Origin of the sequence: Geothermobacter hydrogeniphilus (genome assembly GCF_002093115.1) — a bacterium.
GTDB classification, from domain to species: Bacteria; Desulfobacterota; Desulfuromonadia; order Desulfuromonadales; family Geothermobacteraceae; genus Geothermobacter_A; species Geothermobacter_A hydrogeniphilus.
In genome coordinates, this window is the sequence record NZ_NAAD01000003.1 from 67,199 (window position 1) to 85,756 (window position 18,558).

The following is an 18,558-nucleotide window of genomic DNA, read 5'->3' on the forward strand; positions in this document are numbered from 1 at the left end:
GTGGCTGAAACCGGGGATCGCCGATGGGACTGTGTTGCCCGCCGGATTCAACCGTCATGCCGGCAGACGCTGTTGTGCTTCTCGGCTGTTCAGGGCAATTCGAAGGGTTGGCGGCAGGCTGTGCAGTTGACCTTGCGGCCGGTCAGACGGTCGGGGTAGGTCATGCGGGTTCTGCACTGGCCGCAGAGAATGGTTCGAATGCCCGGCCGACGCGGGTCGGACGGCAGACGGATAACCGCGGGGGCTGTTGTTTGCCGGCCCGAAGCTCGTGGCAGAACCACCGGGTTTCGACAGTGATCGCAAATCGTTTCAGCACCTTCGTGCTGCGATTGAAAGTAGAGTCGGCCTTGACAAATGTGGCAGTCGACAGCGCGGAGCGGCGGCATGGGGGCGAGATGCTGCTGACAGTTTGGACAGAGTTCCAGGGTGCGGCCGATCGCTGTCCGGCAATGGGGACAGGTCCGGCGATTGCTTTCAGTCAGACAAGGGACGTTGTCCTGTTCTTCCGGCCCGACTTCGTTCGTTGGCGGGGAGGCTACCGGCCTGCGGCAGTTGCTGCAGTGCCAGATGTTGTTTCCGGCGTCGCCGCCGCGGAAGGCAAGCAGGCTGCGCAACCCCCGTCGGCCGGGATGCCTGTGGATGATGACGGTTTTGCAGCAGTGGGGACAATACGCGGGTATTGTTTCTGTTTCCATCCTTGATACGACTCCAGTGCCGGATCCTGTCATCCTCTCGATCCGGAAAATGACAATTTTCGCCTGCCGGCGTGGGCCGACAGGCTGACATTGGCATAAAAAACAAAATAAAATAAATAACTTGCCTTATGCTGTCAGGGCATTGCCCCGTCGTCGATGCAGGCAAACAGGGCTGTTTTCAGCAAAAATCCTGCCAGTGATGCGAGCGGGAGTCTCTTGACGGCTTCGGGGAGTTGCAGAGATTCTCTTTCCGGCCTTGCGAAAAACGCTTCAGTCAGCTTAAATTTAATTATCAGATGCGGGAGCGGGTTTTGTCGGTATCCGTTCCAGGAAAGGAGTTCAGTTGTGGGCAGGGAGGTTCCCGGAAGCGGTATCAGGGTTGAGGAAGAGAGTCGGACGCGGACGGTCGCGCCGCCGCTTTATCGCGTACTGATGCACAATGACGATTACACCACCATGGAATTTGTCGTGGAGGTGCTGCAGACCGTTTTTCGCAAATCGGCTACGGAAGCCAACCAGATCATGCTCCATATTCATCACAAGGGCGTTGGGGAGTGCGGCGTTTTCCCCTACGAAATCGCCGAAACCAAGGTTGCCAGGGTCCACAGCCTGGCGCGGAAAACCGGGTACCCGCTGCGTTGCAGCCTGGAAGAAGCCTGACGAAGAGAGTCGAGATACCTATGTTCAGTGCCGAAGTACAAATTGCTTTTTCGCTCGCGGTTCGTGAAGCTCAGCGCCGGCATCACGAGTTTTTAACCTCGGAACATCTGCTTTATGCCGTACTGTTTGAAGAGCAGGGGCAGGAGATCATTCGCAGTTGTGGAGGGGATCTGAGCGAGTTGCGCCGTCAGCTGGAAGCATTTTTCAATGAAAAGCTGGAGAGCCTGCCGGGAGAAGAGGAGTTTGTTCCCGAACAGACCGTCGGTCTGCAGCGCATCCTCCAGCGGACCGTCATGCACATGCAGTCGGCGGGCAAGAAGGAGGTGACCGTCGGCGACCTGCTGGCGGCCATTCTCGAAGAGAAGAAGTCGCACGCCGCCCATTTTCTGCTCTCTCAGGGCGTCGGACGGCTTGATGTCCTTCATTATATCTCCCATGGAGTACCGAAGGTGGTCGGAGAGGAGAGCCTGCCGGAGGAGGACCGGACCCGTGAAGCGAAACCGGCTCGGGAGAAGCCCGGCAAGAATCCTCTCGCCCTCTTTACCGTCAATCTGCTGCAATGGGCCCGCGACGGACGGATCGATCCGCTGATCGGCCGCGAAGCCGAACTGTCGCGCACCGTTCAGGTTCTCTGCCGCCGTCGCAAGAACAACCCGATTTTTGTCGGTGAGCCGGGGGTCGGCAAAACCGCCCTGGCCGAAGGGCTGGCATTGCGTATTGCCGAGGGCAAGGTTCCCGACCTGTTGCGTGATTGTGAAATTTACAGTCTCGACATGGGAGCGTTGCTGGCCGGGACCAAGTTCCGGGGGGACTTCGAGGAACGGCTCAAGGCGGTGATCAAGGAGTTGCAGAAACGACCGCAGGTGGTGCTGTTCATCGATGAGATCCACACCGTGGTCGGTGCCGGAGCGACCAGCGGCGGATCGCTCGACGCCTCCAATATCCTTAAACCGGTCCTGGCCAGCGGCGATATCCGCTGCATCGGTTCAACCACCTACGAGGAATACAAGAACCTTTTCGACAAGGATCGCGCTCTTTCGCGGCGCTTTCAGAAAATCGACGTTCCCGAGCCGAGCGTCGAAGAGACGGTGGCGATTCTGCAGGGGCTGCGCGTTCATTATGAGGAGCACCACGGGGTCCGCTACAGCGATGCGGCGTTGCAGGCCGCGGCGGAACTTTCGGCCCGGCATATCAATTTTCGTCACCTGCCGGACAAGGCCATTGACGTTATTGACGAGGCCGGAGCCTACGCGCGTCTACAGCCGCGCCGCAAGCGGACGCTGCAGGTTGCCGATATCGAAAAAGTGGTGGCCGGTATCGCCCGGATCCCGACCCGCAGTGTTTCGCGCAACGAGAGCCAGCGGCTGCAGAACCTGGAGCGGGATCTGAAGAAGGCCGTTTTCGGTCAGGACAAGGCCCTCAACCTGCTTTGTCGGGCGATCTGGCGCGGTCGCGCTGGACTCGGTCATCCCGACAAGCCGGTTGGCTCCTTCCTCTTTACCGGGCCGACCGGGGTTGGCAAGACCGAGGCGGCCAAGCAGCTGGCGGGCAGTATGGCGGTCGAGTTTTTGCGTTTCGACATGAGTGAGTATATGGAGAAACATTCGGTCGCCCGACTTATCGGCGCGCCACCCGGCTATGTCGGTTTCGATCAGGGGGGGCTGTTGACCGAAGCGGTGATCAAGCATCCCCACGCGGTGTTGCTGCTCGATGAAATCGAGAAGGCCCATCCCGACCTGTTCAACATTCTGCTGCAGGTGATGGATCACGGTACCCTGACTGACAACAATGGCAAGCAGGCCGACTTCCGCAATGTCGTGCTGATCATGACCAGTAATGTCGGCGCCCGGGAGATGAGTGCCAATCCGATCGGTTTCGGTGACGCGCGCGGCGGGCCCCCGAGGGGAGAGATCGAGCGGACCTTCTCCCCCGAATTCCGCAACCGGCTGGATGCCGTCGTCGATTTTGCCCCGCTTGACAGCGAGGTGATGGGGCTGGTGGTCGATAAAATGCTGCGTGAGCTGCAGCGTCCCCTGGCTGACAAGGGCGTCAAGCTGCAGTTGACACCGGCCGCCCGGCGTTACCTGGCGGAGAAAGGGTATGATCCGCAGTTCGGTGCCCGTCCGCTGGCGCGCCTGTTGCAGTCCGAAATCGGCGATCAGGTTGCCAACGAAATCCTCTTCGGTTGTCTGCGCCAGGGGGGTCGAGTACGCATCGGTTGCCGCAATCGAAAACTGCTGTTCAACTTCAGGTGACTCCGATGCCGGTCTACCGCCTGGTTGAAGAACTGGTTTTCCCTCCCCCCTCACTTGCCGAGCCGAACGGCCTGCTGGCGGTCGGTGGTGATTTGTCGACGCCCAGACTGCTGCTGGCCTATTCGATGGGGATATTTCCCTGGTTCAATGATGACGATCCGTTGCTCTGGTGGTCTCCCGACCCACGTTGCGTGCTTTTCCCGGACCAGTTGCATGTTTCACGCAGCCTGGGGCGGACAATGCGCCGTGGCCGTTATCGGGTGACGTTCAACAAGGCCTTCGGCGAGGTCATTGCCGCCTGCGCCGGAGTGCGCCAGGAACTGGGGGAAGAGACCTGGATTACCCTGGAGATGCTGGAGTCTTACCAGCGTCTCCACCGACAGGGGTATGCCCATTCGGTTGAATGTTGGCAGGGGGACCAACTGGTCGGCGGACTCTACGGGGTTTGCCTGGGGCGTTTTTTCTTCGGTGAATCGATGTTCCATCGCCATCCGGATGCTTCCAAGGTTGCCTTTGCCGCCCTGGTGCAGAGCCTCAGGGTGCAGAACTTTCTGGCCATCGACTGCCAGTTGCCGACATCGCACCTGCACTCCCTCGGGGCCTGTGATATTTCCCGGCAGGATTTTCTCGACCTGCTGGTTGAGGGTGGTCTGCAGCCGTCAACTCACCCCTCGCGCGGTCTCTTTCCCGGCGCGCCGATGCGTATCGCCGCCGCCTGAAGTCGCTTGTCTGGGCTGCTTAAAAAATGTGCAAAATGCCAGGCGGAGAGAGGTTGCGGCATTCCCGTTGAATGATTCACGTATTGCCCACAGGGTTTTCCACGAAACTGTGGATGGATACGAATTGTGTTTGTAAAACAATAACTTGTAAGGTTGCTAGCTGCCGGAGACTTCGGCGGGTGAGGAGGCCTGGCCGGTTGCGTGACTCATGAAGTCGGCGATCCGTTTCTGGTCGCTTTTGAGGATGTCGATGAACTGCATGCCGACGTCGAGACCGTGTTGATTCGGTTCTTCCCCCGGGTCGGAAATCCAGACCACCTCGGCCAGGGCGCAGACCGGTGGTGACTGCGGTTCAAGTTCCAGCAGAATCATGCAGAGGTCGGCGACTTCTACCGGCGGCCTGATGGTGAAGCGCAGCCCCCCCTGGCTGAGATTGACCTGACAACGGGGGAACCCCCCGAGCTTTTTCAGATCGGTGCGGCCAGCGAGGATGCGGATGTTTTTTTCCCATTGCCGGCGAAAGGTACGCAGGGTGCCATGTCCCCGGGTATAGCGCAGCCCGACCCTGACGTCCCGGCGGGGGTGATTGCGGCGTTGGAAGACTTCGAGGGTGGGATCGATGCTGATGCGCAGTTGCCCCGGGTCGAGATAGCGTTCGAAGCGGCCGGTGATGCGAACGCCGAGTCCGAGGGCTTCGCCGCTCAGTTCCACCTCCATTCCCGCGGTGAAGGGAAATTCTTCACCGGGGCGGTTTTCGTAGGGAAGCCTCAGGTCGCAACTGTCACCGCGGGCATGCACAATGAACGCGGTCAGGGTTTCCACCCGGTCCGTGTTCTGTTCGCCGGAGATCGGGCGCAGTAACAGTCTCTGGTCGGTTTTGAAATATTTCCGGTACGGCATCAGCCGGAACCTCAGCGTGAAAAGGAAATTATCAGCATAACCCCGCCGATTCGGGGAATCCATAAAAAAGGGGGCCGAGAGGCCCCCTTCGAATCTTTGCTGTTCCGCTCGGCGATTACATTTCGTGACAGTTGTCGCAGTTGTCGTCGACCGAGAAGGCGGTGTCACCATCATGGCAGGCCCCGCAGGCTTCCCCTTCACTCATCTGGTCCATGGTGAAGGCCGGGTTTTTCTTCCGGTTGGGGATGAAGATGTCGGGGTGGCATTCGTCGCAGCCGTACATTTCTGTGTGGACGGAGTGGGGGAACGTCGCCGGGCCGGCATCGGTTTCAAATTTGACGTCGGCGGTTGGATGACAGTTGGCGCAATCCCCTTTGACCGAGAAGGCGGTGTCGCCGTCGTGGCAGGCGCCGCAGGCTTCGCCGTCGCGCATCTGCTTCATGGTGAACTGCGGATTCTTTTTCTGGTCGGGGATAAAGAGATCGGGATGACATTCGCTGCAACTGTACATTTCGGTGTGGACATCGTGAGGGAAACGCGCCGGCGCCGAATCATTCTCGAACTGGATGGGGTGGGTCGGATGACAGGCGCTGCAGTCTTCCTTGACACTGAAGGCCCGCTCGCCGTTATGGCATTTGCCGCAGGCCTTGCCCTTCTCCATGTCGGCCATGGTGAAGTCCGGATTCTTGCTGGTGACGATATTGAAAACGCTGTTGTGGCAGGTCGGGCAGTTTTTCCCGAGGGCTTCGAGATGGTTGTAGTGGCTGAATTCAACCGTGCCGGTCGCGGCCACCGGAATTTCGACCTTGTCCTTGATCCAGCGGGCGTAGAGGGTGCCGGGAAGAACGAGCAGGGCGGCAATCAGCAGGGGGATGAAGCGCTTCATGAATGTCTCCTGGTTTCAAATGTGTGGCGGCCGGGCCGGGCCCGTCATGAAAATTGTTGCAGTCCATCTTGAGAACCGTATTAATTTCGCAAAATCCGTGCCTTGTCAAGGGCGGGTTGCAATCGATGCCAGTTCTGGATTCGTGGAAGGTCACCAAAACTGCCGCGGGAGACGATTCGTCCCCTCCCCGGGCCGGTGTTAAACTCTCCGGAGGAAGCTGCCTGCTACGGTCGATCGCTGATTGCAGACCGTGATATGGCCGGGTGATTGGTCTCAGCGGGGGACTGTGCTAAACTCCCGCGATTTGCCAGTCCCGGTCGAAATGGAAAGGATACAGTGATGAAAAACCGCCAGGTTGATCTTTTTGCGGTTGTACCGCCCGGTTTTGAACAGGTCTGTGCCGCGGAGCTTCTCGCCCTGGGGATGGCGGACATCGGGCCGGAGGCGGGCGGCGTCAGTTTTACCGGCAAACTGCGGGAACTCTACCTGGCCAACCTCTGGTTGCGGTCGGCCGGCCGGGTTCTGGTGCGTTTCGCGGAGGTTCAGGCCCGCGACTTTCCTTCCCTGTTCCGCAAAGCGGTCCGTCTGCCATGGGGGGAGTTTATCCGGCCCGGGCAACGAATGAGGTTTCGGGTCAGTTCCCGAGGGTCACGGTTGCAGCATGGCGGGCGCATCGCCGAGACCTTGGAGATGGCGGCCCGACAGGCGTTGGGAGTCAGGCAGGAGGAGGATGGTGGGGAGGAGCAGCTGGTGCTGGTCAGGCTGGAGAAGGATTGCTGCTTTATTTCCATCGACAGTTCCGGTGCGTTGCTGCACCGGCGCGGTTATCGGGTTGAACCGGGAGCTGCGCCGTTGCGGGAAAATCTGGCTGCCGCCATTCTGGCAACTCTGGCCTGGCGTTCTTCGGAACCCATGGTTGATCCTTTTTGCGGATCGGGAACTTTCGCCATAGAGGCGGCCCTGCTGGCGGCCAACATTCCGCCGGGACGGCAGCGGGGTTTTGCCTTTATGCACTGGCCGGGGTTTCGTCATGGGCTGTGGAAGTTGTTGCTCGACGAGGCCGACCGCGGCCTGCGCAAAGAGAGTCACGGGCTGATTCTTGCCGCCGACCGTGACGCCGGGATGTTGACAAAGGCGCGGGCCAACGCAGAGTTGGCCGGGGTTGCCGGCATGATTGAATGGCAGTGTTCCGAAGTCATTGACCTGCGTCTGCCGACGCAGCCGGGAGTGCTGGTTGCCAATCCCCCTTACGGGGACAGGCTGGAGCAGCCGGAGAACGTGGCGCGGCTTTACCGACAGCTGGACGCGCTGTGCCTGACGGAATGGCGGGACTGGCGCAAGGGCATCATCGTTCCCGATCCGGCGCTGCTGCGGCAATGGTCGGGACGGAAGAAGATCCGTTTCCGCAATGGGGGGCTTCCGGTGCGATTGTGGTTTGACTGATTGCCGCCCCAAACCCACCGGCAATTTCGGGATTCGGGGCCCCTTTTTTCTTGCATTTTTTCGTTCAGTTGTATATTTTGCCGTCTTGTCCTGCTGCCGACAAGGCCGGGACGATTCTGGAAGTTGAGAGAAAGCGAGGTGATTCTCAGGTGGAAATCACAGTTGTCGACGGCAACGTCGAGAAAGCGATCCGGGTCCTCAAGCGCAAGCTGCAGCAGGAGGGACTTTTTCGTGAAATGAAGCAGCGCAAGTTTTACGAAAAGCCGTCCGTCAAGCGCAAGCGCAAGGAGAAAGAGGCCCAGCGCCGTCTGCGGAAGAAGATGCGGTTGATGCGCAACCGCTGATCCTCGTTTTTATTGCCCAAATAAGGAGGCCGGTCTCAACATGAGACCGGCCTCCTTCTGTTTGGGCGGGCGCAGAGCGGCCGATACGCACCCTTTGGTGCGAGGGCGGCCGATACGCACGCATCTGCTGCGTTGCTCGCACCTTCAGTCGCTGCGGAGTAGCTGCCGCTACACCTCACTCCTTCAGTTGCGAGACGCCTTGCATCTACGCACGTCTCGACCACCTCGAACCGTTTGTGTTGGGGGGGGGCGATATCCGCACATCTGCCGTGTTGCCCTCGACCTTCAATCTTCGACGTAGTTTTCATCTTTGCTGAATGCCAAAATGCAACAAGGCCGACCCGTATCCCGGATCGGCCTTGCCTTTGCCTTCAGATTTTAACCTTGCGCCTTGAGCCTTGCACCTCGCGCCTGCTGTCCCCTTATTTCGGCAACACCGGCAGCTTGAGCCCGGCCAGGTAGTCGACCATCTTCACCACCTGGCAGCTGTAACCGTTTTCATTGTCGTACCAGACATAGAGGTTGCAGCGCTTGCCCTGGACGATGGTGGCGCAGGAGTCGACCACGCAGGCGTAGCCGGAGCCGACGAAGTCGCTGGAGACGGCGTCGGGCGAATTGGTGTAGTCGATCTGCTCGTGCAGCGGGCCTTCGAGGGAGGCGTCGCGCAGCACCCGGTTGACCTCTTCGACGCTGGTTTCCTGTCCCAGATTGAGGCTCAGGATTGCCAGCGAGACATTCGGGGTCGGCACCCGGATGGCGTTGCCGGTCAGCTTGCCGCTCAGTTCGGGCAGGGCCTTGGCTACCGCCTTGGCGGCCCCGGTTTCGGTGATGACCATGTTCAGCGGGGCTCCCCGGCCACGGCGGGATTTCTTGTGGTAATTATCGATCAGGTTCTGGTCGTTGGTGTAGGAGTGGCAGGTTTCGACATGCCCCTCGACGATGCTGAAGCGGTCGTTGATGACCTTGAGGACCGGAACAATGGCATTGGTGGTGCAGCTGGCGGCCGAGAAGATCTGTTCATCGGCGGTCAGCAGTTCGTTGTTGACGCCGTAGACGATGTTCGGCACATCGCCCTTGCCGGGAGCGGTGAGAATCACCTGGGAGATGCCGCCGCTCTTGAGGTGTTTGCCGAGTCCTTCCCGGTCGCGCCATTTGCCGGTGTTGTCGATCAGGATGGCGTTGCTGATACCGTACTTGGCGTAGTCGACGGTTGCCGGATCATCGGAGTAGATGATGTGGATCAGGTTGCCGTTGGCGATGATGGCGTTTTCTTCCTTGTCGACCTTGATGGTGCCGTTGTAGGGACCGTGAATCGAGTCGCGGCGCAGCAGGCTGGCGCGTTTCATCAGGTCATCCTCGCTGCCCTTGCGGACCACTGCCGCGCGCAGCCGCAGTTTTTCGCCGCCGCCGGTCTGGTCGATGAGAATGCGCGCCAGCAGGCGGCCGATGCGGCCGAAGCCGTAGAGAACCACGTCGCGCGGTTCGGTGAGCAGCGGCTTGCTGCCGGTATTGACATCCTTGAGCTCCTGGCGGACGAAGGCGTCGATGTCGAGGTTGCCGGCCTGGGCCTGGAAGCGGACCGTCAGTTTGCCGATGTCGATGCGGGCCGGAGCCAGTTCCAGCTTCGCCACCGCTTCGAGGACCGGCATGGTGTCCCGGACCGAGAGTTCATTTTCGAGAATCTGCCGGGCGAAACGATGCGCCCGCAGGATGTCGATGGTCGACTGGTGAACCAGTTTGCGGTCGTAGATGGTGATGACCACGCCCCGGTCACGATACAGCCGGCCGATAATCGGCAGCATCAGTTCGGCGATCTCTTCGCGCTTTTTCCAGTCTGAGAAATAACGTTCCTGCTTTTCGGTAACCATCGTTTTCTGTCCTTCCGCGACTTAAGGAATATCCACCCCGATTTGAATGCCTGTCAGCGTGGTTCTGTTGAAAAACCGGCTCATCCTAAACAAAAACCGGATTCAAGGCAAGGGAATGGTCCAACCCAGATCCACCGGGCCGGGCGGTGGAAATTTCGAGACTGGACTTGTCCGGGATTGGCTGGTATTCATATCTCTGTCCGCGGTTGCCTGCGGGATCATCCACGTCTGTTTCAAAGGAGGAATTATCTTATGGCGGATACCGTTTCCTACCAGGAGCTGGGCCTGAGCAACACCCGCGACATGTTTGCCAAGGCGATGTCCGGCGGCTATGCCATCCCGGCCTATAATTTCAATAACCTCGAACAGCTGCAGGCGATTGTCACCGCCTGCGCGGAGACCTCCTCGCCGGTGATCATCCAGGTCAGCAAGGGGGCGCGCAACTACGCCAATCAGACCATGCTGCGTTACATGGCGATGGGGGCGGTGCAGATGGCGCGCGAGATGGGTTCGCAGATCCCGATCGCCCTGCATCTCGACCACGGTGATACCTTTGAACTCTGCAAATCCTGCGTCGAGTCGGGTTTTTCTTCGGTGATGATCGACGGTTCCCATCTCCCCTATGACGAGAATATCGCCCTGACCCGTAAGGTGGTCGAATATGCCCACCAGTTCGATGTCAGCGTCGAAGGTGAACTCGGCGTGCTGGCCGGTATCGAGGATGAGGTTGAAGCCGAACATTCCACCTACACCAAGCCCGAGGAGGTTGAGGATTTCGTTGCCCGGACCGGAGTCGATTCCCTGGCGATTTCCATCGGCACCAGCCACGGCGCCTACAAGTTCAAGCTCAAGGAGGGTGAGGAGGTGCCGCCGCTGCGGTTCGACATTCTCGAAGAGTGTGAAAAGCGGATTCCCGGATTTCCCATCGTGCTGCACGGCGCTTCCAGCGTGGTGCAGGAATATGTCCAGCTGATCAACCGCTACGGCGGCAAGATGGACGGCGCGGTCGGGGTTCCGGAAGAGCAGCTGCGCAAGGCCGCGGCCAGCGCGGTCTGCAAGATCAATATCGATTCCGACGGCCGGCTGGCGGTCACTGCCAAGATCCGCGAGCATCTCGCCAACAATCCCGCCGAGTTTGATCCGCGCAAGTATCTCGGCGATGCCCGCAACGAGCTGATCCGGTTGATCAGGCATAAGAATGAGGCAGTACTCGGCAGCGCAGGCAAAGGGTAGTGTGGTGGGGGCGGCCGATACGCACGCATCTGCTGCGTTGCTCCCGTCTTTGGTCGCTGCGACGTAGCTGCCGCTACGCCTCACTCCTCGGCCCGTGAGACGCCTTGCATCCGGGCACGTCTCGACCGCCTTGGGCCGGTGGTGCTGGGGGGGGCTTTAAGACCCTCGGGTTTTTTTCGGGTTCTCCTGTGTACCCCGTTTGTTTGCCCCCTGCGTAGCCAGGTTCGTATACCACCACTGCCGGGCGTGGCTACGGGAGCGCCGCGTGTTTCGTAATCAGCATGGTTGGCAAGGGGTAGTGTCCATGCCCGCCGCAGGCGAAAGCTCTTTCTGCTTACTCTTGCGAGCAGGCAAGAGTAAGGAAAGGAGGCGGCGGGCGGGGCCGCGACCCCGCGGTGTACTGCGAGGGCGGTCGATACGCACGCATCTGCTGCGTTGCTCCCGTGCCTTGTCATTCCGACGTAGCTGCCGCTACGCCTCATTCCTCGGCCCGTGAGACGCCTTGCATCTGCACACGTCTCGACCGCCTTCAACGGTAGTGCTGGGGCGGCCGATATGCGCCCGTCTGCTGCGTTGCCCTCAGTTTTCGTGCGCCTCTTGTGTCTGTACACGTCTCGACCGCTTGAGGCGGTGGTGCCGGAAAGATTTTGATTTTCCCCGACAACACGTCGTTCCCCGCCCACAAAACAGATGGATCCCCTTCTTCTGTGGTATCCTCTAACAATTCACCATAACCCAGCTAATCTTCCTCCCGAGGTCTGCGCCATGACACGACCCCTTCCGGGCCGGGGCTGTTCCCTGTTGATGCTGTTTTTCATCGTTTTGCTGCTGCCGCCTGCTGTCGGTGCCGCCGACAAGAAGGTCTCCCACGGTCGGCCGCCGGCCCTGGTGGCAACCGCGGAGGTGGAAGCGGGTCGGTTGCGGATGCCGCAGTTGCTGGTCGGCAGCAGCGAACCGCTGCGTCAGGCGGATGTCGCGGCTGAAACCCAGGGACTGGTGTCGGAGATCGTCGCCCGTCAGGGTGACCGGGTCGCTGCCGGGGCGGTGCTGGTCAGGTTGCGTGACACCCGTCAGCAGCTGCTGCGTGATGAAGCCCGGGCTCGCCTGGCGGAGGCCGGTTCGCGGTTGCGGAAGGCTGAGGCCGATGCCCGTCGGGCCGAAGACCTGTTCAAGCGTAAATTTATTTCCGACCAGGAGCTGCAGGCGAGATTGACGGATCGGGATGCCCTGTTGCGTCAGCAGGATCAACTGCGGGCCGCTATTCGCCTGATCGAGGATCGCCTGTCGCGCATGGTGATCCGTGCTCCCTTTGCCGGGCAGGTGGTGGCAGAGAAGACCGAACTTGGGCAGTGGCTTGCCGAGGGAGAGGCCGCCCTGACCCTGGTCGACCTGTCAACCATCAAGGTGATGGTCCCGGTTCCCGAGCAGCGGATTGCCGGAGTGCAGCCCGGTGCCACTTTGCAGGTCAGTTTTGACGCCCTTCCGGGTGAGACTTTCAGCGGCCGGATCGCGGCCATCATTCCACGTGCTGACCGCCAGGCGCGGACTTTCCCGGTACAGGTCAACGTCGCCAACCCGGAGGGACGCATCCTGGCGGGGATGCTGGCCCGTGTCCGTTTGGATACGGGGGGCGAGAGGGAGGTGCTGCTGGTTCCCAAGGATGCCCTGGTGTCCCGTCCCGATGGCTCCGGGTATGTTGTGCGGGTGGTCGACGGCAAGGCGGCCCTGGTGCCGGTTCGCGTTCTTTCCGGCCAGGGAGAACGATTCGCTGTTGACCCCCTGGGCGGCGGGCTGGCTGTCGGTGACCGGGTGGTGGTGCGCGGCAATGAACGGTTGCGGCCGGGGCAGGTGGTCCGCGAAGCCGGCGGTCGACAGGGTTGATGGCATGAGTCTGATCAGGACCGCTATTTCCCGTCAGGTTACGGTTACCGTCGGCGTGCTGCTGACTTTGCTGTTCGGCCTGATCGGTTTGCGCCAGATCCCGGTGCAGTTGACGCCCGAGGTCGCCAAACCGGAAATTACCGTCAGCACCCTGTGGCCGGGGGCCAGCCCCGAGGATGTTGAAAAGGAGCTGGTGCAGCGCCAGGAAGATCAGCTCAAGAGCGTGCAGGGCGTGGTCGAGATGAAGTCCGAATCGAGCGACAGTAACGGTCGCGTGGTTCTGAGCTTCGCTCCCGGCACCGACATGGACGCCGCTCTGCTCAAGGTCAGCAACGCCTTAGGCCGGGTCCAGAACCTGCCGAACGAGGCGGAACGCCCGGTCATCTCGGCGGTCAACACCGAGGATCGGCCGATTGCCTGGCTGATCCTGCAGACCGCTCCCGGCAATACCACCCCCATCGATCACTACCAGAATTTTACCGAGGATTACGTCAAAGCCCGTTTTGAACGGGTGCCGGGGGTGGCGCGCAGCAACGTTTTCGGCGGCCGGGAGAGGGAACTGCAGGTGATTGTCGATCCGGCCCGGCTTTCCGGTTTCGGCTTGACCCTCGGCGACTTCATGCGGGGCCTCGATGCCGAGAATGTCAATCGCTCCGCCGGCAGTTTCGACGAGGGGAAACGCCGCTATATCGTCCGTACCTACGGTGAGCTGGTGACCCCGGAGCAGGTGGCGCAGGTCGCGCTGCGGACAGAGGATGGGAGACGAATCCTGGTCGGTGATGTCGCTGAAACCCGCTTCGGTTTCAAGCGGGCCACGGTGTCGGTGCGGCAGAACGGTCGGCCGTCGATCGCCATCAACTGCCAGCGGGAGAATGGCGCCAACGTTCTCGCAGTGATGGCCGGCATCAAGGCTGCCATTGCCGAGCTCAATGCCGGCATCCTCAGGCAGCGGGGCCTGACCCTGACCCAGGTCTACGACGAGACCGAATACATCACTTCGGCCATCGACCTGGTTCAGCAGAATCTGGTGATTGGTGGCGGGCTGGCCATCCTGGTGCTGCTGCTCTTCCTGCGTTCTTTTTCCGGGACCCTGATTGTCGGAACCGCGATCCCGATTTCGGTGATCGGTACCTTCGTGGTGATGTTTCTGGCCGGTCGCTCGCTCAATGTCATCTCTCTGGCCGGGCTGGCTTTCGCCGTCGGCATGGTGGTCGACAACGCCATCGTGGTGCTGGAGAATATCTATCGTCATCGACAAATGGGCAAGTCCCGGCCGCAGGCGGCTCTTGACGGAACCCGTGAGGTCTGGGGCGCGGTTCTTTCATCGACCCTGACCACCATCGCGGTATTTCTGCCGATTCTCTTCATCGTCCAGGAATCGGGGCAGCTGTTTCGTGACATCGCCATTGCCATCTGTGCCGCGGTCGGTTTTTCGCTGGTGGTGGCGGTAACCGTCATCCCCTCCTTTGCCGGGCGGATCATCGGCGGCGGGCGGTCATCGCGGCGGACGGGCTCTGTCGGCAGCCTGTTCGGGCTGGTCCCGCTGGCGAGGGCATTGACCGATCGACTGGCCGCCTGGACCTCTCATGTCGGCCGGCGCCCTCGTCTGCAGTTGCTGACTGTATTGCTGCTGACCGGAACAGCTTTGGCGACCGCCTGGTGGCTGGCCCCGAAACCGGAATACCTGCCGACCGGCAATCGCAACCTGGTCATCGGCCTGTTGTTGCCTCCCCCCGGCTACAATGTTGAGGAATTCACTCAGATCGGGAAAAAACTGGAGCGGGCCTTTTCTCCTCTCTATGAAAAGGATCTCGCGGCCCCTGCCGGGTTGCCGAAGATCAGCTCTTTCTTCTACGTTGCCAGCAGTCGGCGGATTTTCATGGGGATGCGTACCGTCGACCCGAAACGGATTCGTGAACTGATTCCTTTCGCCAAGAAGGAGCTGCGCAAGGTGCCTGGAATGATAGCCCTGGTTTTTCAGACGTCTCTTTTTGAGCGGGGGCTTTCCGGCGGCAATACCGTCGACATCGAATTTTCCGGCAACGATCTCGAGCGACTGGTCAACATCGGACGGCAGGCCTTCGGCGCCACTCTCGGCGCGGCGCCGGGGGCGCAGATCCGACCGGTTCCGAGCCTCGATCTCGGCAATCCGGAAATCCGTGTCATTCCCGACCGGGTGCGGCTGGCTGATTTCGGGCTCTCGGCGCGGGATGTCGGTATTGCTGTCGATGCCTTTCTTGACGGTGCCGTGGCGAGCAAGGTCAATGTTGACGGGGAGGAACTCGACCTGACGGTTATCGGCCGGGATGATCAGGCCGACCGTATCGAAGAGATCGGTCAGTTGCTGCTGCGTGCTCCGGGCGGACAGCGGGTGCCGCTCGAATCGGTGGCCGCTGTCCGGTTGATGGCAGGTCCCGAGCAGATCAATCACAGTGAACGCCAGCGTACCATTACCCTGAAGGTGACCGCTCCGGCGGGGATGACGCTCAAGGAACTGATGGACCGGATTCGCGGCAAGGTGATCGAGCCGTTCCGCCAGGGGGGCATCATCCCGCCCGAGGTGCGGGTCAGGCTGAGCGGCACGGCACGTAAACTGGATGAGACCTTCGCCGTGCTGAAATGGAACTTTGTTCTCGCCATCCTCATCACCTACCTGCTGATGGCGGCGCTGTTCGAGAGTTTCTTCTATCCCTTCGTCATCATGTTCTCGGTCCCGCTGGCGATGGCCGGCGGTTTCCTCGGCCTGACCCTGGTGAATCTGACCATCGGTTACCAGCCGCTCGATATCCTGACCATGCTCGGTTTTATCATTCTCATCGGCACGGTGGTCAACAATGCCATCCTGATTGTTCACCAGGCGCTCAATTTCATGCGCCAGGAGGGCCTGGAGTACCATCAGGCGCTGAGTGAGTCGGTGCGCAGTCGGGTCCGGCCGATCTTCATGTCGGTGCTGACCTCGGTCTTCGGCATGCTGCCGCTGATCCTCTTCCCCGGTGCCGGCAGTGAACTCTACCGGGGGCTGGGCAGCGTGGTGGTCGGCGGCCTGGTGGTTTCGACCATTTTCACCCTGTTGCTGGTGCCGGCCCTGTTCAGTCTGATGGTCGGCGTTCGGCAACATTTGACCGGGCAGGTCGCCAAGGGGGTGGGAGAGTAGGATCTCCGGTGTAACCCTCTATGATCCAATGCTGCCGCCAGGACGCCAAGGACGCCAAGAAGGTCAAAACCTGATTTAACGCAGAGGTGGAGAGGGGCAGAGACAGAGAGAAAAGCTTTTTGGATTTTAAACCCTAGAAAAAGTTTTACTCTGCATTCTCTACGGCTCTGCGCCTCTCCGTTAAAAAAGATTTTTTTGGCGCTCCTGGCGTCTTGGCGGCAGGTTTTTCGCTTCGCCGGGCATCACTTTTTTTCGTTTGGTAGCCCTTCCCATTCTGTGCTTTAATTGCCCGTCTTTCGCACCATCATCATCGGCAAAGTGAGACCCCTGCCATGGTCGCTAAACGTATTGTCCGTAACGGGCGCAATCGTCGGCCCCGTCCCAAGCTGAAGCTGCGCGGGTTCAACAACCTGACCAAAACCCTCTCCTTCAATATCTATGATGTCTGCTATGCCAAGCGGCCGCAGGCGCGCAAGGAATATCTGCAGTATATCGACGAGGAGTACAACTCGGATCGGCTGGTGCGGATCCTGACCGAGGTGACCGAGATCATCGGCGCCAATGTCCTCAATATCTCCAGCCAGGATTATGACCCGATGGGGGCCAGTGTCACGGTGCTGATCGCCGAGGAACCGGTTGAACCGAAGAGCGATCAGGTGCTGGCCCATCTCGACAAGAGCCATCTCTGCATTCATACCTATCCGGAAACCGATTCGCGCAGCGGAGTGTCGACCTTTCGGGTCGATGTCGATGTCTCCACCTGCGGCCGGATCAGCCCCTTGAAGGCCCTCAATCACCTGATCGATTCCTTCGAATCGGATATCGTGCTGATGGACTACCGGGTTCGCGGCTTCACCCGCGACATCAAGGGCAAGAAGCACTTCATCGACCACAAGATTCATTCGATCCAGCAGTACATCAAGCGGCGCATCCTGCATCGCTACCACTGTGTCGATATCAACATCTACCAGGAGAACCTGTTTCATACCAAGATGCTGCTCAAGGATTTCAAGCTCGATAATTATCTTTTTGCCCTCAGTTCGGCCGATTTCAGTGACGGGGAACAACAGAAAATCCGTGCTATTCTTGAGCAGGAGATGACCGAAATTTTCTATTCGAAACATATTTTCTGAGTCCATGCTTTTCGGCGTGGCTTTGCTGACAGGAGTCAACCGATGTCATTTCGCCTCCGCATCCTCTGGTTGTTGTTTCCTGCCTTTCTCTGCGGTTGTTCAGGGGTCGCCATGAACAACAAAGCAAATCCTGAAATGCCTTATCCGCCCCCCCGGGCGCCACAGGTCGGTGACGTCCTGCACTTTCCGACAGGCCTCTATGTCAGTCGCGAAGCGATGCTTTCAGCTGTTGCCGATGCCCGAATCGTCTATGTCGGGGAAACCCACGACAACCCGGCTTCCCACCGGCTCGAACGGGACGTGCTGCAGGCCATGGCCGATCGCTGGCCGGGACAGGTCGCTCTCGGCATGGAGATGTTCACTCCCGCCCAGCAGCAGGTGCTGGACGCCTGGGTCGCCGGCGAGTTGACGGAAAAAGAATTTCTCAAGCAGTCGAACTGGTACGGCACCTGGCGGATGGATTTCGGTCTCTACCGCGATCTGCTGCAACTGGCCCGCGAGCGCGGGATTCCGATCCGCGGGTTGAATGCCGAGAAGGATCTGGTGCGGGCGGTCGGTCGCAAGGGGCTCGACGATCTCACCCCCGAGCAGCGTTGCCAGGTTCCCGAGATGGACCTTGAGGACCCCTACCAGAACGAGCTGGTCGAGGCGATCTACGGTGGTCACAGCGCCGGTCATGCCATGCTCGACGGCTTCCGTCGGGTGCAGACCCTGTGGGATGAAACCATGGCGCAGAATGTCGCCGCCTACCTGCAGCAGCCCGGGAACGAGCAGCTGCACATGCTGGTGATCGCCGGCGGCAATCACGTCCGCAACGGTTTCGGCATCCCGCGCCGGGTTTTTCGACGGCTGCCGACCTCCTACGCCTTGGTCGGCTCGAAGGAAATCGTCATTCCCAAGGAGCGTCAGGACCGGCTGATGAATGTCAATATTCCGGCCTTTCCGATGCCGCCCTATGACTATCTGGTCTACACCAGGTACGAAATCAACGATGCCGGCAAGGTCAAGCTCGGCGTCATGCTCGGCGAGGATGACGGCAGGGTGACCGTCGGTGGTGTGGCACCCGAATCCAACGCCGAGCGGGCCGGAATCAGGCAGGGAGACGTGATTCTGAAGATCGGCGATCAGCAGGTTAAAGAGAGCTTCGACCTGGTCTACGTGATCAACCAGCTCAAGCCCGGAGACGAGAAGACCCTGCTGATCGAACGGGACGGCAGGCAGCTGGAGGTGTGGGTAACCTTCGAGAAGAGCAAGCCGATGCACCACGGCAAGAAATAACTCCGGATGCCGGAAGGCAACCGCGAAGACACGAAGAAAAGAAGAAGCCCCCGGAATCCAGATTCCGGGGGCTTCTCATTTACCGGAAGCCTCTTTCGAGGCTGATCAA

General features: G+C 60.0%; 14 protein-coding genes. 10 read left to right on the forward strand and 4 right to left on the reverse strand.

The genetic code is table 11. The features are described 5' to 3' along the window. Positions 1-89: 89 nt before the first annotated feature. A complete protein-coding gene (locus B5V00_RS16830; RefSeq protein WP_139800639.1) occupies positions 90-695 on the reverse strand; it encodes a hypothetical protein in 606 nt (201 codons plus the stop codon). Positions 696-1,040: 345 nt separating this feature from the next. On the opposite strand from B5V00_RS16830, the gene B5V00_RS17370 reads away from it, so the two are divergent. The 3 genes from B5V00_RS17370 to aat are packed head-to-tail and all read left to right on the forward strand — an operon-like array spanning position 1,041 to position 4,329. Further along, positions 1,041-1,355 (forward strand): ATP-dependent Clp protease adaptor ClpS, encoded by a 315-nt coding sequence (locus B5V00_RS17370; RefSeq protein ID WP_245803903.1) that lies wholly within the window; start codon positions 1,041-1,043, stop codon positions 1,353-1,355. A 20-nt stretch (positions 1,356-1,375) separates the two neighbouring features. Continuing rightward, on the forward strand, positions 1,376-3,610 hold the full coding sequence (gene clpA / locus B5V00_RS03780; protein ID WP_085009427.1) for an ATP-dependent Clp protease ATP-binding subunit ClpA: 2,235 nt from the start codon (positions 1,376-1,378) through the stop codon (positions 3,608-3,610). 5 nt (positions 3,611-3,615) lie between these two features. Continuing rightward, positions 3,616-4,329, forward strand: a complete 714-nt coding sequence (aat, locus tag B5V00_RS03785; protein ID WP_085009428.1) for a leucyl/phenylalanyl-tRNA--protein transferase — start codon at positions 3,616-3,618, stop codon at positions 4,327-4,329. Between the two features lie 156 nt (positions 4,330-4,485). Here the strand turns inward: aat and B5V00_RS03790 are convergent, their stop codons facing one another. Together B5V00_RS03790 and B5V00_RS03795 are read right to left on the reverse strand one after the other, a co-directional pair. Then, complete coding sequence (locus B5V00_RS03790) at positions 4,486-5,229, reverse strand: PilZ domain-containing protein (protein WP_172399612.1); 744 nt, start codon at positions 5,227-5,229, stop codon at positions 4,486-4,488. Positions 5,230-5,344: 115 nt separating this feature from the next. Next, a complete protein-coding gene (locus B5V00_RS03795) occupies positions 5,345-6,115 on the reverse strand; it encodes a cytochrome c3 family protein (RefSeq protein ID WP_085009430.1) in 771 nt (256 codons plus the stop codon). A gap of 339 nt (positions 6,116-6,454) precedes the next feature. On the opposite strand from B5V00_RS03795, the gene B5V00_RS03800 reads away from it, so the two are divergent. Continuing rightward, entirely contained in the window at positions 6,455-7,558 is a 1,104-nt protein-coding gene (locus tag B5V00_RS03800) for a THUMP domain-containing class I SAM-dependent RNA methyltransferase (RefSeq protein WP_085009431.1), read from the forward strand. 149 nt (positions 7,559-7,707) lie between these two features. Continuing rightward, positions 7,708-7,902 (forward strand): 30S ribosomal protein S21, encoded by a 195-nt coding sequence (gene rpsU, locus B5V00_RS03805; RefSeq protein WP_085009432.1) that lies wholly within the window; start codon positions 7,708-7,710, stop codon positions 7,900-7,902. A 422-nt stretch (positions 7,903-8,324) separates the two neighbouring features. Here the strand turns inward: rpsU and B5V00_RS03810 are convergent, their stop codons facing one another. After that, positions 8,325-9,770: a glyceraldehyde-3-phosphate dehydrogenase gene (locus B5V00_RS03810; protein WP_085009433.1), complete on the reverse strand. Its 1,446-nt coding sequence runs from the start codon at positions 9,768-9,770 to the stop codon at positions 8,325-8,327. A gap of 252 nt (positions 9,771-10,022) precedes the next feature. Here B5V00_RS03810 and B5V00_RS03815 point away from each other — a divergent pair, with 252 nt between their 5' ends. From B5V00_RS03815 to B5V00_RS03835, 5 genes are all read left to right on the forward strand, one after another. After that, on the forward strand, positions 10,023-11,003 hold the full coding sequence (locus tag B5V00_RS03815; protein WP_085009434.1) for a class II fructose-bisphosphate aldolase: 981 nt from the start codon (positions 10,023-10,025) through the stop codon (positions 11,001-11,003). Between the two features lie 765 nt (positions 11,004-11,768). Continuing rightward, positions 11,769-12,884 carry an efflux RND transporter periplasmic adaptor subunit gene (locus B5V00_RS03820; RefSeq protein ID WP_172399613.1) on the forward strand — a complete coding sequence of 372 codons (1,116 nt, stop codon included), beginning with the start codon at positions 11,769-11,771 and terminating at the stop codon, positions 12,882-12,884. A 4-nt stretch (positions 12,885-12,888) separates the two neighbouring features. Then, entirely contained in the window at positions 12,889-16,038 is a 3,150-nt protein-coding gene (locus B5V00_RS03825) for an efflux RND transporter permease subunit (protein ID WP_172399614.1), read from the forward strand. Positions 16,039-16,370: 332 nt separating this feature from the next. Continuing rightward, on the forward strand, positions 16,371-17,171 hold the full coding sequence (gene speD / locus B5V00_RS03830) for an adenosylmethionine decarboxylase (RefSeq protein WP_085009437.1): 801 nt from the start codon (positions 16,371-16,373) through the stop codon (positions 17,169-17,171). Positions 17,172-17,213: 42 nt separating this feature from the next. After that, positions 17,214-18,449 carry a ChaN family lipoprotein gene (locus B5V00_RS03835; RefSeq protein WP_085009438.1) on the forward strand — a complete coding sequence of 412 codons (1,236 nt, stop codon included), beginning with the start codon at positions 17,214-17,216 and terminating at the stop codon, positions 18,447-18,449. Positions 18,450-18,558: the final 109 nt, after the last annotated feature.

What these genes read in the sequence shown, in the direction of transcription:
- B5V00_RS16830 (WP_139800639.1), bottom strand. Translation starts at nt 695, where the DNA reads ATGGAAACAGAAACAATACCCGCGTATTGTCCCCACTGCTGCAAAACC.
- clpA (WP_085009427.1), top strand. Translation starts at nt 1,376, where the DNA reads ATGTTCAGTGCCGAAGTACAAATTGCTTTTTCGCTCGCGGTTCGTGAA.
- aat (WP_085009428.1), top strand. Translation starts at nt 3,616, where the DNA reads ATGCCGGTCTACCGCCTGGTTGAAGAACTGGTTTTCCCTCCCCCCTCA.
- B5V00_RS03790 (WP_172399612.1), bottom strand. Translation starts at nt 5,229, where the DNA reads ATGCCGTACCGGAAATATTTCAAAACCGACCAGAGACTGTTACTGCGC.
- B5V00_RS03795 (WP_085009430.1), bottom strand. Translation starts at nt 6,115, where the DNA reads ATGAAGCGCTTCATCCCCCTGCTGATTGCCGCCCTGCTCGTTCTTCCC.
- B5V00_RS03800 (WP_085009431.1), top strand. Translation starts at nt 6,455, where the DNA reads ATGAAAAACCGCCAGGTTGATCTTTTTGCGGTTGTACCGCCCGGTTTT.
- B5V00_RS03810 (WP_085009433.1), bottom strand. Translation starts at nt 9,770, where the DNA reads ATGGTTACCGAAAAGCAGGAACGTTATTTCTCAGACTGGAAAAAGCGC.
- B5V00_RS03815 (WP_085009434.1), top strand. Translation starts at nt 10,023, where the DNA reads ATGGCGGATACCGTTTCCTACCAGGAGCTGGGCCTGAGCAACACCCGC.
- B5V00_RS03820 (WP_172399613.1), top strand. Translation starts at nt 11,769, where the DNA reads ATGACACGACCCCTTCCGGGCCGGGGCTGTTCCCTGTTGATGCTGTTT.
- B5V00_RS03825 (WP_172399614.1), top strand. Translation starts at nt 12,889, where the DNA reads ATGAGTCTGATCAGGACCGCTATTTCCCGTCAGGTTACGGTTACCGTC.
- speD (WP_085009437.1), top strand. Translation starts at nt 16,371, where the DNA reads ATGGTCGCTAAACGTATTGTCCGTAACGGGCGCAATCGTCGGCCCCGT.
- B5V00_RS03835 (WP_085009438.1), top strand. Translation starts at nt 17,214, where the DNA reads ATGTCATTTCGCCTCCGCATCCTCTGGTTGTTGTTTCCTGCCTTTCTC.